The 14,444-nt window shown below is 61.3% G+C and carries 12 protein-coding genes and 2 pseudogenes; 8 read left to right on the top strand and 6 right to left on the bottom strand.

Annotation, left to right across the window (positions count from 1 at the left end; genetic code table 11):
* Positions 1-1,076, top strand: a 1,076-nt coding sequence (locus ACVK00_RS11715) for an ISNCY family transposase (RefSeq protein WP_456826947.1), incomplete at its 5' end; no start/stop codon positions are given.
* 341 nt (positions 1,077-1,417) lie between these two features.
* Here ACVK00_RS11715 and ACVK00_RS11710 read toward each other — a convergent pair.
* Positions 1,418-2,443, bottom strand: a complete 1,026-nt coding sequence (locus tag ACVK00_RS11710) for an IS110 family RNA-guided transposase (RefSeq protein ID WP_175804667.1) — start codon at positions 2,441-2,443, stop codon at positions 1,418-1,420.
* 180 nt (positions 2,444-2,623) lie between these two features.
* On the opposite strand from ACVK00_RS11710, the pseudogene ACVK00_RS11705 reads away from it, so the two are divergent.
* Positions 2,624-2,995, top strand: a pseudogene (locus tag ACVK00_RS11705) (helix-turn-helix domain-containing protein); the annotation flags it as partial.
* A 138-nt stretch (positions 2,996-3,133) separates the two neighbouring features.
* Here ACVK00_RS11705 and ACVK00_RS11700 read toward each other — a convergent pair.
* Entirely contained in the window at positions 3,134-4,846 is a 1,713-nt protein-coding gene (locus ACVK00_RS11700; protein WP_228909992.1) for a YadA family autotransporter adhesin, read from the bottom strand.
* Positions 4,847-5,204: 358 nt separating this feature from the next.
* On the opposite strand from ACVK00_RS11700, the gene ACVK00_RS11695 reads away from it, so the two are divergent.
* Positions 5,205-5,540, top strand: a complete 336-nt coding sequence (locus tag ACVK00_RS11695; protein WP_435521241.1) for a helix-turn-helix domain-containing protein — start codon at positions 5,205-5,207, stop codon at positions 5,538-5,540.
* 7 nt (positions 5,541-5,547) lie between these two features.
* A complete protein-coding gene (locus tag ACVK00_RS11690) occupies positions 5,548-5,988 on the top strand; it encodes a hypothetical protein (RefSeq protein ID WP_435521240.1) in 441 nt (146 codons plus the stop codon).
* Between the two features lie 140 nt (positions 5,989-6,128).
* Here ACVK00_RS11690 and ACVK00_RS11685 read toward each other — a convergent pair whose 3' ends face one another.
* Positions 6,129-6,704, bottom strand: coding sequence for a YbhB/YbcL family Raf kinase inhibitor-like protein (locus ACVK00_RS11685; RefSeq protein WP_284897879.1), 576 nt, complete (start codon positions 6,702-6,704; stop codon positions 6,129-6,131).
* 478 nt (positions 6,705-7,182) lie between these two features.
* Here ACVK00_RS11685 and ACVK00_RS11680 point away from each other — a divergent pair.
* The 3 genes and pseudogenes from ACVK00_RS11680 to ACVK00_RS11670 all read left to right on the top strand — a co-directional run.
* Positions 7,183-7,275: pseudogene (locus ACVK00_RS11680) on the top strand (glutathione peroxidase); the annotation flags it as partial.
* Positions 7,276-7,306: 31 nt separating this feature from the next.
* Entirely contained in the window at positions 7,307-8,464 is a 1,158-nt protein-coding gene (locus tag ACVK00_RS11675; RefSeq protein ID WP_284897877.1) for an alkene reductase, read from the top strand.
* A gap of 99 nt (positions 8,465-8,563) precedes the next feature.
* A complete protein-coding gene (locus ACVK00_RS11670; protein ID WP_284897886.1) occupies positions 8,564-9,313 on the top strand; it encodes an SDR family NAD(P)-dependent oxidoreductase in 750 nt (249 codons plus the stop codon).
* Between the two features lie 55 nt (positions 9,314-9,368).
* Here the strand turns inward: ACVK00_RS11670 and ACVK00_RS11665 are convergent, their stop codons facing one another.
* The 3 genes from ACVK00_RS11665 to ACVK00_RS11655 all read right to left on the bottom strand — a co-directional run bounded on the left by ACVK00_RS11665 (position 9,369) and on the right by ACVK00_RS11655 (position 13,075).
* Positions 9,369-9,593 carry a hypothetical protein gene (locus ACVK00_RS11665; RefSeq protein ID WP_284897876.1) on the bottom strand — a complete coding sequence of 75 codons (225 nt, stop codon included), beginning with the start codon at positions 9,591-9,593 and terminating at the stop codon, positions 9,369-9,371.
* 19 nt (positions 9,594-9,612) lie between these two features.
* Positions 9,613-10,275 carry a hypothetical protein gene (locus tag ACVK00_RS11660; protein ID WP_284897875.1) on the bottom strand — a complete coding sequence of 221 codons (663 nt, stop codon included), beginning with the start codon at positions 10,273-10,275 and terminating at the stop codon, positions 9,613-9,615.
* Positions 10,276-10,990: 715 nt separating this feature from the next.
* Entirely contained in the window at positions 10,991-13,075 is a 2,085-nt protein-coding gene (locus tag ACVK00_RS11655) for a hypothetical protein (protein ID WP_284897874.1), read from the bottom strand.
* 246 nt (positions 13,076-13,321) lie between these two features.
* Here ACVK00_RS11655 and ACVK00_RS11650 point away from each other — a divergent pair, with 246 nt between their 5' ends.
* Entirely contained in the window at positions 13,322-14,440 is a 1,119-nt protein-coding gene (locus ACVK00_RS11650) for a helix-turn-helix transcriptional regulator (RefSeq protein WP_284897884.1), read from the top strand.
* The last annotated feature ends 4 nt before the right edge of the window (positions 14,441-14,444 follow it).

Below are 14,444 nucleotides of genomic sequence, written 5' to 3'. Positions count from 1 at the left end.
GCCGGGCATGCCTGGGCGAACTGATCCAGATCGACGGCAGCGACCATCGATGGTTCGAGGAGCGTGCGCCGGCGTGTACGCTGCTGGTGTATGTGGACGACGCGACGAGCCGGTTGATGATGCTGCACTTCACGCAGACCGAATCGACCTTCAGCTACTTCGAAGCGACGCGAGCGTACATCGAGCGGCACGGCAAACCTGGGGCGTTCTACAGTGACAAGGCCAGCGTGTTTCGCAACGTGAAGCCGGGCAAGACGGGCAATCGTGTGACGCCGTTTGGCCGGGCGATGTACGAGCTGAACATCGATACGTTCTGCGCGAACAGCAGTTCAGCCAAGGGACGAGTCGAGCGAGCCCATCTGACGTTGCAGGACCGATTGGTCAAGGAGATGCGATTGCGCGGGATCAACACGGTGGCCGACGCCAATGCTTATGCGCCCGCCTTCATGGCCGCCTATAACGCGCGCTTCGCGAAGCCGCCAAAGAGCGACTTCAATGCGCATCGGCCGCTACGGGCGGACGAGAGTCTCGACTTGGTGCTGACGTGGCGCGAGCCGCGCAAAGTGACGAAGTCGCTCACGGTGCAGTACGACCGGGTGATGTACTTGTTGGACGACACGCCGGCCAACCGGAAGTTGATCGACCGTCAGATCGAGGTCTGGGAGTACCCGGATGGGCGGATCGAAATCCGGGCTGACGGACGTGTGTTGCCCTGCAGGCAGTACGACCGCCTGGCCGAAATCGATCAAGGTGCCGTCGTCGAGCACAAGCGCTTGAGTCACGTGTTGCAGGTCGCGCAAGCCCTTCAGGCGCAACGCGATAACAGTCGAATCGGTAAAGCTCCGTCTCGAACGCATCGAGGCGACTCAACCCGGACCGACCGAAACGAACCTCAAACGGGCAAGAAGAAGCAACGCGAGATCACGCAGACCGACGTCGAGCATGTGATCGTGGATCTGGCGCAACGTAGGCAGACCGCAAAGCCCTCAGACAAACCTGGCCGCCGGTCTGCAAAAGCTGGAGAAACAAACGTGAGCGCCCTGCCCGTTCAAGCACCGACCTTCGACACTGCGTAACGGTCAAAACGAGGAAACAGAAGTAGCAAAACCAACCTTAAAACCGGACATTTTTAAATAGCTGGAAGGTGGACATCTGAATCCGGGTATGACAAATCTGTAAGAGCAAAGTTGTAATCTATGGCCAGCCCGAATTTTGCAACCCCTGGTTCTGACGTCCTCATGGCTTGCGCAAATCTATCCGGAATCGTTGTTCCGCGATGAAAATCGCACCGGTCGATCCTCATAATGTCGGCAGCTGCTGTGAGCTGTACAACTTGTCAGGTTCTTCGTCCGGTCGCTGTGCCGTTGGATCATCAAATTGCCAGCAGTCGCAAAACCTTGTTGGGTGAAACGGCGAATCAGTCCGCGAGCTTCAAGCGCGCGGGATCGTATGTGGTGTGTCTGATCAGTACCGCCCAGGCGATGCGCGCGAGCTTGTTCGCGACGGCACACGCGACCACGTTTGAGTGCCGGCGAGTCAGCATCGAGCGAATCCATTCCCCGAGCCTGTCCGTACGTTTTTCCACGCGCTGGATAACCGCTCGGGCGCCTTGCACAAGCAAGTGTCGCAGATGCTTGTCGCCTCGTTTGCTGATGCCGCACAGGACACTTCGTCCGCCGGTGCTGTGCTGACGTGGCACCAACCCGATCGAAGCCGCGAAGTTCCGGCTGCCCTCGAACTGGGCGACGTTGCCGACTTCCGACGCGAGAAGGCTTGCCGTGATGGTGCCGATGCCGGGGATGGACAGTAACCGGGCCGCGTTCTCGTCTTCGCGAAGCTGTACCGTCAGATCCCGCTCGAGATCATCAACCTGCTGATCCAGGTAACGATAGTGAGCATGGAGTCGGTGGACAAGCTGGATCAGCCGCGGTGGCAGATCGTGTACTGCAAGCACATCGGGCAGCCGGCGTAGTGTGGCCTTCGACAGAGGAACGACGATGCCGAACTCGAGCAGGATTCCGTGAATCCGGTTGATGGTGGCCGTGCGCTCTGCTACCAGTCCTTCACGCGCACGATGCATGGCGGCTAGAAGTTGTTGCGCCTCCGTTCGAGGCTCGACGAAGCGCATCGAGGGTCGGCACGCTGCTTCGCAGATCGCTTCGGCATCGATGTAGTCGTTCTTGTTGCTCTTCACGAAAGGCCGCACGTATTGAGCTGAAATCAGCTTCGCTTCGTGCCCCATCGCATTGAGCTTGCGTGCGAGCCAGTGCGAACCCGCACAAGCCTCCATGACGACGGTAACCGCCTTGAGATTGCTGAAGAACGGGAGCAACTGTACGCGCGAGAGCCTCTTGCGAAACACCTCGTGTCCCTTGGCATCTTGTGCGTGCAGATGGAAGACATGCTTGCCCAGATCGATGCCGATCAGCGTGATCTCGTTCATGGCGCTCTCCTCTACTTCGGACCGAATTGCCTATCGTAGAACGGTCGCGGGGATCGGGCTGGCCATTTCATTATGTCGCATCTGGGCAAAGTTGAAATGTCGTAGTCCGAGGGTTTCGGCGCATGCTGGCGGCGGGTCGAACTGCCGGAGCGCATCGTGGGCCAACCTGGACTGATCACCATGAGCATGCGCGAGTTGGACCGATTCAAGGTCATTCAGGACGTAGCTGATGGCAAGCTCAAGCCATGGCGTGCGGCAGAACGGCTGGAATTGACGACGCGGCAAGTTCGCCGGCTGGTCGCCAGATTACGGGAACACGGGCCTCAAGGCCTCGTGTCGGGACGGTATGCGAAGCCCAGCAACAACCGGCTGGACGCGGTAATTGTGGACCGGGCGCTGTCGATCATCCGTGACCGCTACGCCGATTTCGGGCCGACGTTGGCCTGCGAGAAGCTCTGGGAATGTCACGGCATTCGGCTGGCCAAGGAAACGATCAGGAAGCTGATGACGGACGCTGGGCTCTGGATTCCGCGCCGGCAACGTCTGCCGAAGACCAGCCTCGCTGTATCACGGTCGGAATTGCCCACCTCCATTCGTCGATGCCCGCTGCGGCAAGTACACCACAGCGGGCTGTGCGACTGACGACCTAGACTAACTACCTAACCTAAGCAGTTGTCAGTAGGCCGAACCTTACCAGACATACCCGGCGCTACCGCCAACGGCCACCGTACCGCGCGTGTTTGTCGAGCCACCGCCTTTGAAAATCCAGCTACCGCCAGGCAGATAGGTCGACACGCCGACAGCGAAACCCGTCTGACCAGCGTAATTGCCGACCGCCACGCCGACGACCGACTTACCGGGCGCGGGTGCTTGCGGGAGCATCGACAGCGCGACGGCCGAAGCCGAACCGGCGTTCGCATCCCTGCGATACTTTTGGATGTCGTCCCGAACGCTGTTAACTGCGCTGTTGAACTGGCGTACGTTCACGGCATCAGTCGGCGCCGTACCGTCTGCAACGTTGGTAATCTGACGCTCAGCTCCCGGCGCGCCGACCGAAACCGTGTTGTCCCTGTCTGCAATTGAATTCGCACCCAGGGCAACCGAATTGTTCGCGGTCACTCGGGAGTTCGCGCCAATTGCAGTCCCGTTCGTGCCCGTGACGTTCGAACCGTCACCGATTGCGGTTCCGTTCGTGCCTGTCACCTTGGAACCCGAGCCAATGGCAGTTGCGCGCGGAGCCGTAACAGTCGAGTTGGTTCCGATTGCCGTACCATCTTGACCCGAAACGTTTGCGCCGTTGCCCACAGCGGTCCCGTTGGGGACCGACACGACCGAATTGTTCCCTACCGCGGTGCCGGTTTGGTCTGCAACCGTGCCATTCGAACCGGAAGTGGAAATTGTGTCGACCTTCGCTGTGAGAGACGTAAGGTTATTCGAGAGAACGGAAACTTGACTTGCCACAGCGAAAAGCTGTGAGCCGTTGACCGCGTCCGTACTCGTTGCGCTGATTTCACCGGCGGCGACGTTCACGATCTGGCGCTCGGCGCCTGCGCTGCCCACGCTCACCACGCCGACGGGTGTGCCCGCGAAGCCGCTGTAGTTGACGCCATTCAGCGTCGCGCTGCTGACCGTGGTAAACGCGCGCGTTACTGCGCCGGAGCCCAACGCCACGGAATTTGCATCGGCTGCCGAAGCATTTTCGCCAATCGCAATCGCGTTCTGGGCAGTTGCCTGTGCGCGGGCAATTGAAACGCTACCGATCCCGCTTGCGACAGAATCCACACCGATTGCCGTCGCGTCAGCCGCGTTCGCGTTCGCCTGAAAACCCACGGCTGTGCCGCCAGCAGCTGAACTATTGGTGCCGACCGCCGTTGAAAAGGTAGCGGTGGTATGTGCCAGCGCACCAATCGCGGTCGAGTCGCTATTCGCGGCGCTCGACCCGCCACCGTACGCTACTGCTCTGGCGCCGTTTGCGACCGAATTAGAGCCGACCGCCGTCGCATTCCGGCCATTTGCCGAAACCGTATCGCCCAATGCCGTTGCCGCCCCGCCCTGCGCTGACACAAAGACGCCGACTGCGGTGTTCTGGCTCGAACCATCGGCACCGGCGACTGCGGGAAACGTTCCCCCCGTGGTTGCTGGCGGCGCCGCCGCAGCACCGCCGATCGTCTCGTTGATACCACCGTTCTGGCCGCCGACCGCCAGGTTATCTGCGTATGCCCGCCCCACTGGCAGCAGCATCAGCGCCGTTACCGCCGCCAGCGAAACACGCAATCTGAGCGGGATACCAGCCGCCGTCATGTTCGCTTTCCCCGACTCGCCGTGTACGCCGCGCGTCTCGGCTGCCTTTGCTAGCACACCTAATCCTCGATTCGAGGCCACCCTGTATTGACTCTTGTTCATTGCGCTTTCCGTTCTGACTTCCCTAGTGGACAAAAGGGAGTTTCCTTTTGCTCTCTTCGTAGCCGCGCCTGAGACAAGCTCGCGCAACGCCCCTCGGATATGCAGCGTCCGCCGCATTTTTTATCGCTACGATCAAAGCCCCTGCCTTACCGGCACCCCGTGTAATGGGTGGAAATCCCGTGTAAGGTCTGCGGAATTATGGGAAGCGCCTTTCGCCCGCATGTTTGCCAAATCGGTAAATTTGTTTGCCGCGGGGGAATTCTTTATTTATTAGTCAGCGACCTGGTCTGATTAGAGATGTCCGCTTTCGTGCCGCGTAAGCTGACCGGCCGCCGAGTGCCCGGCGCCGGAGGCTGCGATGGCTGCAACGGAGCGGATGACGATGACGATGCGCGAGCTAGACAGGTTCAAGGTCATTCAGGACGTGGCGGACGGCAAGCTCAAGCCATGGCGTGCGGCGCAACGACTCGAATTGACGACTCGACGGATTCGCCGGCTGGTCGCCCGGCTGCATGAGCGTGGCCCGGCGGGTTTGGTGTCGGGACACCGAGCGAAGCCCGGCAACCGTCGCCTGGATCCGGGAGCCGCCAATCGGGCGCTGTCGATCATCCGCGATCGCTACGCCGATTTCGGACCGACACTGGCCTGCGAATCTGTGGGAGTACCCGGATGGGCGAATCGAGATCAGGACTGACGGCCGTGTGTTGCCCTACAGGCAGCACGAACGCCTGGCCGAAATCGATCAAGGCGCAGTCGTCGAGCACAAGCGCTTGAGTCATGTGCTGCAGGTCGCGCAAGCCCTTCAGGCGCAACGCGATAATGGTCGAATCGGTAAAGCTCGGTCACGCACACATCGCGGGGACCCAACCCTGACCGACCGAAACGAACCCCAAGCGGGAAAGAAGAAGCAACGCGAGATCACGCAGGCCGACGTTGAGCATGTGATCGTAGATCTGGCGCAAAGCCGGCAAACCGCAAAGCCGGTAAACAAACCGGGCCGGCGGTCTGCAAAGACTGGGGAAGCAAACGTGAGCGCCCTGCCCGTTCAGGCGCCGACGTTGAATCATTGGGTCCGCTCAATCGCCGCCTTGTCGGCACGACTGCACTGGCGTCCGCCTTATAAAGTTCAGTCTTGCTACTGATTCGACCGTGCGTACGCGCAGATAAATCCACGATCATTCTCGGGCGACGGCAAGATCCCGGCTATCGCCCCGTAAAGCTAGCTGTCGCGAACTAGCACTCGAAATGTTGATCAGATACGCTCTCAACCGGCGCCTCACAGTCAATTCGGCGATCGGTAGTAGGTCGCGACATATCGTGCCTGCCCAAGGATGTTTCCATGCATCTGATAAGCAACGACGGCCGCACTCGATGTCGATTTCACGTCGACACTCGGGATAGACAGCGCAGATACCGTCACGACATATCGATGCGACTCACCTTGCGGCGGGCATGGCCCGCCGTACTTGGATTCGCCAAAATCCGTCAGCGTCTCGAGCGCGCCCGCCGGCATTCGTCCCACATCTCCTGATGCCCCCTTCTGAATCGACGTTTCCGAAGGCGGAATATTGACGACTTCCCAATGCGTCCATCCGAGCCCTCCAGTCGGGGCATCAGGATCGTACATGGTGACGACGATGCTTCTTGTTCCAGGCGGAACGTGCGCCCACGAGACTTGAGGCGAGACGTTATCGCCACGACACCCAAAGCCGTTGTATACCTGCGCATTCGCAAACCGACCATCGTGGTCGAGACCGTCAACCTTGACGGTAAGCGGATCAGCAAAGGCAACTGCAGGCACGACCGTGAAAAGTATCGTGGAGCAGATACTCGATCGCAGAAAGATACCCAATCTCATGGCGCACTCCTAAGAAAGGTTCAGTGTGATTTTTCGTGAGACCGGATTGACACACTCAAGATGTATGTAACGATCGTCGAGGCGGATTCTAGGCTCGAGCTTCAAACATCAGTAGCACCACGGACGCTCTCACCATATTGCTTGGGCGACAACAATCCGCAATGTACGGAAATGTGGAGCTGCTCTAAAAACACCACACCGTGCGCGTCGAGACGAATACAACGACAACCAGATTCATCCCGATAGCGTCGCTCTAAGTCGCACCGCAACTCCGCCTGATGGAACAGGACAGGTAGAAAACACCGCGACGCATTCGAGCTCCGGGATGGCGTGATACTTCGATGACAAGACGATGCCACGAGCACCTGACATCGTTAAATCGGCCGTTGGTGCATTTCGCGCACGACTGTATTGCCCCGTGACTCCATCGACCATGAAACAGTCGCACTCGATAATGTTCACCAGCAACGATCAACCGGTACCGGGCGCCGTATCGGGCAGCATGACCGCACCGCAAGTGTTCATCAACGGCCGGTACATCGGCAGAGCTGAAGCACTCGAACCATACCTGCAGGGCCAAGTTGCCACACAAGGAAACAAACATGACTCAACTTTTCAAGCCGTTCGATCTCAACGAGATTCCGCTGGCGAATCGCATCGTCATGGCGCCGATGACTCGATCCCGCGCTGCAAACAATATTGCCGATGAACGCACCGCCCTCTATTACGCGCAACGCGCGACCGCCGGCCTCATCGTGACCGAAGGAAGCCCTATCTCCCGCGAGGGCCAGGGCTATCTTTTCAATCCGAGCATCTATTCAGACGAACAGGTAGCCGGGTGGAAGTTAACCACGGACTCGGTTCATGCCGTCGGCGGCAAGATTTTCGCTCAACTGTGGCACGTGGGTCGTGTATCGCACACGAGCCTCCAGCCTGATGGTGGTGCGCCACGCAGCGCCACGGCACGGCTTGCTAAAGACTCGATCGTGTTTGCTTACGACGGCAATGGGAAGCCGGGGTTCGTCCCGACGTCAACGCCGTCCGCATTGTCGACAATGGAGGTCGAACGCGTGGTCGAGGACTTCGTTTCCGCTGCGGCCAACGCCATCGAGGCCGGATTCGACGGCGTGGAAATCCACGCGGCAAACGGATATCTGTTCGAGCAGTTTCTGAATCCGCTGGTCAACGATCGCAATGACCGCTATTCAGCGACGACGCGCGAAAATCAGTTGCGCTTCGCGCTGGAAGTCGTTGACGGCATTGCCGAACGTATCGGCGCCGGCAAGATAGGCATCCGGATTTCACCGTATGGGCAGCTATTCGATATGCCGCACTACCCGGGCATTCTCGATACCTATGGCGCGCTTGCGTTCGAGCTCGGCCTGCGGCGCATAGCGTACATCCACGTCATGGATCAGTCGAACGTCTCGGTGGCGCCCAAAGACGACACCGCCTCGGACGATCGCACGATCGAACTGCTGTCCCGCATCAAGCGCGAGGCAGACAAGACGCCGGTCATCCTCGCAGGAGGGATGACGATCAACCGTGCGAAGGCACTTCTTGATGATGGTCTGATCGATCTCGCTGCATTTGGACAGCCATTCATCGCAAATCCGGATCTCGTGCACCGACTCAAAACCGGATTGCCGCTCGCTACCGCCGATCGAGCAACGTATTACGGTGGCGGCCTGAAGGGCTATGTCGATTACCCGCCGTTCGATGCGCAATTTTCAGCGGAACCGCTCGAAAACGTCACGTGAACAACGCTGCTGTTTGCCCCCCCTCCAAACACCTTCGTGATGGCGCGCCCATTGCCAGAACGAAGGTATTGCATGCCACCCACTCTGACCAACGACATCATGAACACGCTTGCAGGAAAGGTTGCAGTCGTCACCGGCGCAAATAGCGGTATCGGATTTGCCATAGCCTCACGTTTTGCCGAAGAGAGGGCGAGTGTCGTTATCGTCGGACGCCGAGCTAGCGCCGTGGACGAAGCGGTTGCACGACTCGGTGAGAATGCCACTGGTGTTACCGGTGACCTCTCCGACCTCACGACACACGAACGTGTTGCGTCAGTCGTTGCCGAGCGCTTCGGCAAGGCCGATATCTACGTAGCGAATGCCGGTATGAACGTGATCACGCCATCTGATCAAGTCTCGGTTGAAGAATATGACAGCCAGTTCGCAACCAATACCAGGGCAGCCTTTTTTGGCGTGCAGAAGATTGCACCACTACTGAGCAACAACGGTTCAATCATGCTGATCAGCTCTATCGCAAGCAGCAAGGTGCTGGACGGGCATACCGTCTATGCCGGAAGCAAGGCGGCGCTCGAAGCTTTCGCCCGCAACTGGGCTCTGGAGTTCAAGGAACGCCGCATCCGCGTGAATGTCATCAGTCCAGGTCCGACAGACACCCCGATCCTCGGGAAGCTTGGCATTACGGCAAAGGATCGCCCTGCTTTTGAAGCCGTCATGGCGGGCGCTATTCCGTTTGGCCGGCTTGGGCGCACCGAAGAAATTGCCAATGCCGCGCTGTTCCTCGCAGGAGACCAAGGCAGCTTCATTACCGGCGTCAACCTGCGAGTTGACGGCGGAATTTCACTAGTCTGATCCCGAGGCCGGTCAGGGCGAATACCGCTGACATTGACCAATCTCTTCGCCCTTGTCAGGATAACGAAGCGATGCAACACGGTCCCTCAAGTACATGCAAGCGCCGGCCCGGCAACGCCAGCTGCGTGCCGGGCATCAGTGCCGCATCCATCTCGCGCAGCCAGCCGCGCGAGGCTAGCCATTCGAGCACGACCAGCGTGCTGCCTGTGCCAAGCGAATGCGCGACCAGCACGTTGCGCTTGCCGCGATAACGCTCGACGAGCGCCCGATTCTTTTGCACTCGAATCGAGGCGTCCCGCTCAGGCCGGCAGCACGAGCAACGTGTTGCCAGCCTGCTGGTTCCAGTTGTCGAGCGCCTGCAGATAATCGCCCGCCGGATTCACCTTGAACGCGAGCTTCGCGGACGCCACCGTCACCACGCCAGCCTCCGACAGATTGAAGCCCCACTCCACGCCGCCCAGATAAGCGCTGTGCTGCACATCCACCGCGATCGTCACGAGCCGGACCTGCACCAGTTCGCCAACCCGCGCCGCCATGTGCCGGGGCGTATCGACGATCCACGCGCGCTGGTAGCCCTTGCCGCGTCGCGAGCCCGCGCCTGACAAGGTCTGGACGCCGCTCTGCTTGATCCAGTCACGCAACTGCGGTGTGATGTTCGGCGTCACATCGCGGATTGGCCGGGGCACGCCGAGATCATTGGTGCCGTACCAGGGCGACACACTGTTGGAATCGAGCGACCAGCCGTTCGCCGCGCGCTCCCGTTCGCGATCGTTGATCCACTGTCCCTGCGGCCGGATCAGCTGGACCAGCCGCACGTTGTCGCTGTCCCGGTCAGCGCGGAACCAGAGTGCCGTATCGACGCCCACGTTGACGCGCCCGCCCACGGGTTCGTCCGGGCTCGAGTTGTAAGGGGCATACACGGCGAACTCGAATTCGCCGCCCGAGGTGGAAATTGTCGTCATCGATTTCTCCTGGATGAATTGAGCCTGCCCTGAGTTGGACGTGAGCGCGCCGCGCGCGTGAATGGCGTTGTTGGATAAATTTGGTGGGACGCGGTGACGTGTGCGCGCAACCGCCGATCGGGCGACCCGCTCAACAATTCGGGATCTGCTGAGTCGTCGGGCTGCGCTTCGCAGTTGTCGCCCTTCCCTTGAATTCGTCGTCCTGCGACGAAACGGGCGAGAACTGGCGACGCGTCAACAAGGCAGCGCGGTGTATGGAGCGCCGCGACGGAGGCGGCAGAATCCGCGCAGCTACGGTCGGGAGAGATGGACGAAGAACCAGGGGAACGAAGGTATCGGCAGCGCCAATTGCTCGACGAGGCAGAACGCCCCGCGCGGCAAGCGCGCTATCCGAGCGGAGCGCTGACGGCGCGCCGCTAGGCTGGCGCGGATGGCACGCGGTGCGGGTCGTATCGCAAGCCGCGCGAGCTCGTGTGGATCTCTTCCACAGCGCGATCTTCCAGTGCCTGACGCAGTCCCAAGAGCAGGACCGAAGTGATCGCGCATGCGGTGCGCGACGTCCTGCCCCTGCCGTCGCTTTCCGACGATATCGGCGCGGAGGAAATCGTGATTCGCGCGCCCCGCCCCCGCCCACACCGTAACAACAACGACCCGGCGGAACGGCGAACCGTTCCGCCGGACGATTACTCACCGGCCGTACCCGGCGAGATGCCCGTCACCGGTCGTATTCGAGCGCTTCGGAGAAGAGCATGTCGACCGTATCCGACCAGCTCAGGTTCACGAACGAGAAGTCGGTGCTCCCTGTCCAGCCGGCCACCGACGGAAACGCCACGCCCTGATCACCCGGCACGTCGAGCGTCACCGTGGCGCCCGGTTGCGCCGGCAATGCGCGCGCGGAGCCGTTCACGAACATCGGCGACGGCTGCCCTGCCGCGGTTGCGCGAATCTGCACGTTGCCACGCTTGACGAATGGCAGCCCCGCTTTCGACGTCCAGCTCAACGGGAACGTCGCGCCGCCCGCAAACGTGCTGGCGGTGCCCGGAGTCAGCCGGTCGCGGGTCGACTGCGCCACGTCGTGCCATGCGTACTGGCGCAACGCATCGGGCAACGGCGACGGCGTGCGCAACCGGAGCGTATAGTGCCTGGCCGGCGTCGCAGTGTTGCCGTTCTGATAAACGTCGATCGTGTACGCGCTGAACGGCTTGATGTCGGCGAGCTCGGCGGCGCTCAATTGCGGCTTCGCCCATGCGGTATTGTTGCGCGGCGCATCGCCCGGCCACGAAAACAGGCCCTGGTTGGCCGGATCCTGTGCGACGCCTGCCAGGCGGTAATTATTGCGGCACTGGGGCGTCTTGGACAGCGCGGCAAGCTGAGCCGGTGTCTGCCCGCTCGCAATCTGTGCGCGGATGTTCAGCGTATCGCAGGTGCCGCTCGACGGCTGCAGGAACACGCCATTGCGCAACCCGGGGCCGTTGACGATCGCGAAGTCCACCGGGGCGCCCGCCGCATCGACGGTTCCGACCTGCAAGTTCATAGAATCGATGAACGCGTTGGTGCCCGTCATCGGAATCGCCGCATTCAACCAGTCCCACTTCTGCGCGTTCGCGTTCACCTTGCTCAGTACCGCGCGCTGATTGCCGACGACGCGCCAGCCCGTATCGCCGCTCGCGAGACTGCCCGCCCGGACGGCGAGCTGCACATGCTGTTGCATGCCGTCGCGAATACCGTCGGTGCGCGTCCACGCGAACTTCACCCACATCGTATCGCCGGCGACGACGCGGATCACTTCCGGCAGGCTGAAGCTTGCGTTGTTCATCGCATCGTCGGCGACGATGCCCGGCGCGCCGCCGCCGGCCGGTGCGCCGAACTCCTGGTCGACCGACATTCCGTTGTTGAGATAGGCCGCGGGCACGCCGGTGTTCAACGCGCCCGACGCGACGTCATCGACGAAGATCTGCCCGCACGCCGGCACCTTGCCGTCCGCGCGCGCAGCGCCGGTCGAGCCGGCGAAGCACTGGTTGAGGGCGCTCCGCAATCCAGTCAGATCGCTGGCACTCGGCAGATTCGACACCGTCACGCCACCGATCGTCGCGGCGGCCGGCAGGCTCGCCTTGTCGCTGGCCTGCGGCGCGACGCCGGGAGCGAGCTCGAGCTGCACGGGCGTATCGCTGGACGCACCCGCGACCGAACTGATCTGCACGCCGCCGTTCGGCAATACGTTGATCTTCACCTGGTCGAGCAGCCGGTCGAGTCCCGGTGCCCCAGCGGTCAACGGCCCGGAAATCAGGTCGACGCCCGTGTTGCCGGTCGCGGCCAGCAGGTCGGCCAGCACCGCGGAATAGGCCTGCACCGTGCCGGCAACGGCCTGAGCGGTGACCTTGCTTTGCAGCAGCCCGGTGTCGCCCAGCAACTTCGTCGGGTTGTCGCCGACGATCGTCGCGGCGATCGCGTTCGTGATCGGCGTGATGTTGATCGTCTGCGTGCCGCCGGTCGCACTGAGCGCGATCAGGGTCGCTTGCGAATCGGCGACGTTGCCATAGGCGGACAACGCAAAGGGCGCGGTCAAGCCGGTCACGGTGCAGTGAAACGCACCGGTCGCGGCATCGGCCGGACAGTCCACCGATTTGCCGGTCGCGTCGATCAGTTTCACGGTCGCGCCCTGCATCGCCGCGCCGGCCGCCGCGACACCGCTGACCGTCTGCGCGGCAGGTTCGGGAGGCGACGAGGACGAACTGCCTCCGCCTCCACAAGCTGACAGCACGAGCGCTGCAATACCGGACACGACAGGTTTGAGTTTCATTGCTTTTCCCCGAGAGTCTTCTGGTTGTCAGGTGCGATACGCACCGCGCATGCACGCTGGTCGACGGGGATTCTCGCAAAGGCGTTTTTTGTGTTCATCATTCAAGTGAATGAAAATCGCGAAACAAGGCGACCCTGAATGCAATTCAGCTGTGTTAGCCTGAAAAAAATTCGGTATTCGAAGAGATATCGTCATACGAAAACGCCATATACGAAGACCAAGATCGCGATTCGCCGGGGGGCACGCATGCAACGGGACCAACTTATCGGGGACCTCTACGAGGCCGCGCTGCATCCAGACGGTTTTCTCGAGATATTCCATCAGGTATCCGAATCACTCGGCGCAAACGTTTTTCACATGTTCAGCTGGGATACCGCACGCAACGCGCCGAAGTTCTCGATCTATTCGCCGCGCGCCGAGCTGGACGGCATCGTCGCCCTCTACGACCAGTACTATGGCGCGCTCGACCCGCGCCGCAGTTTTGTCGAAAATGCGCCGCTCGGCGAATTCGTGTGTTGCCAGGATCATCTGAGCGAGCGCGACGTCGAACGCAGCGAGTTCTTTCAGGACTATCAGATTCCGTCGGGCATTCGCTATCTGATGGGCGTGCGCCTTGCGCGTCCGGGCGGCGACGACATTCTGCTCGGCTTGCTGCGAGCCCACGGCCGACCGCCCTATTCGTCTGAGGAACGCGCGACGCTCTCGAGCATGGCTGGACATCTGCAACGCTCGATCAATCTGTGGCAGGACGCGCGCATACTGCATCGCGACGCGATGCTCGGTGCCGAACTGATGGAGGAACTGGGCTTGTCCGTCTTCGCGCTGGACCGGCATTCGCACGTGGTATTCGTCAACCGTGCGGCCGAAGCGATGCTGCGCGCGACCACCTGCCTCAAGCTCGAGCACGGGTGCCTCAGCGCCGCGGGGGCGCCGCAGAACGATGCGCTGAAGGCAGCGCTGGCCCGCGTCGCAAAGACGCGCAAGAGCGAGAGCCTTGCACTGTCCAGCACCCTGAGCGATGCGCATGAAATCTTTCTCGGCATCGCGCCATTGTCGGGGCAGGCGCTACAGGCGACCTTCGGCGACGCGACGATGCTGATCACGGTCAGGCAACGCAGCGCAGCGCCACTCGTCGTCGCGCAACAGTTGCGACAGGCGTTCGGCTTGTCGAGCGCCGAAGCGGCCGTTGCGGAAGCGCTGCTCTGCGGCAAGACGCCGGAGGAATGCGCGGCGAATACCGGCGTCGCGCTCACGACCATTCGCACCCAGTTGCGCGCGATCTATGAGAAGACCCATTCGCGCAACCAGGCCGAGGCCGTTGGACGCATGCTCTGGGTGCTCCCGCAACGCAAGCGCGAAGGCTGACCCG

The sequence above is a fragment of the Burkholderia sp. PvR073 genome, from assembly GCF_054055695.1.
The sequence above is the reverse complement of the archived record's forward strand: the minus strand, read 5'-3'. Positions and strand labels throughout refer to the sequence as shown.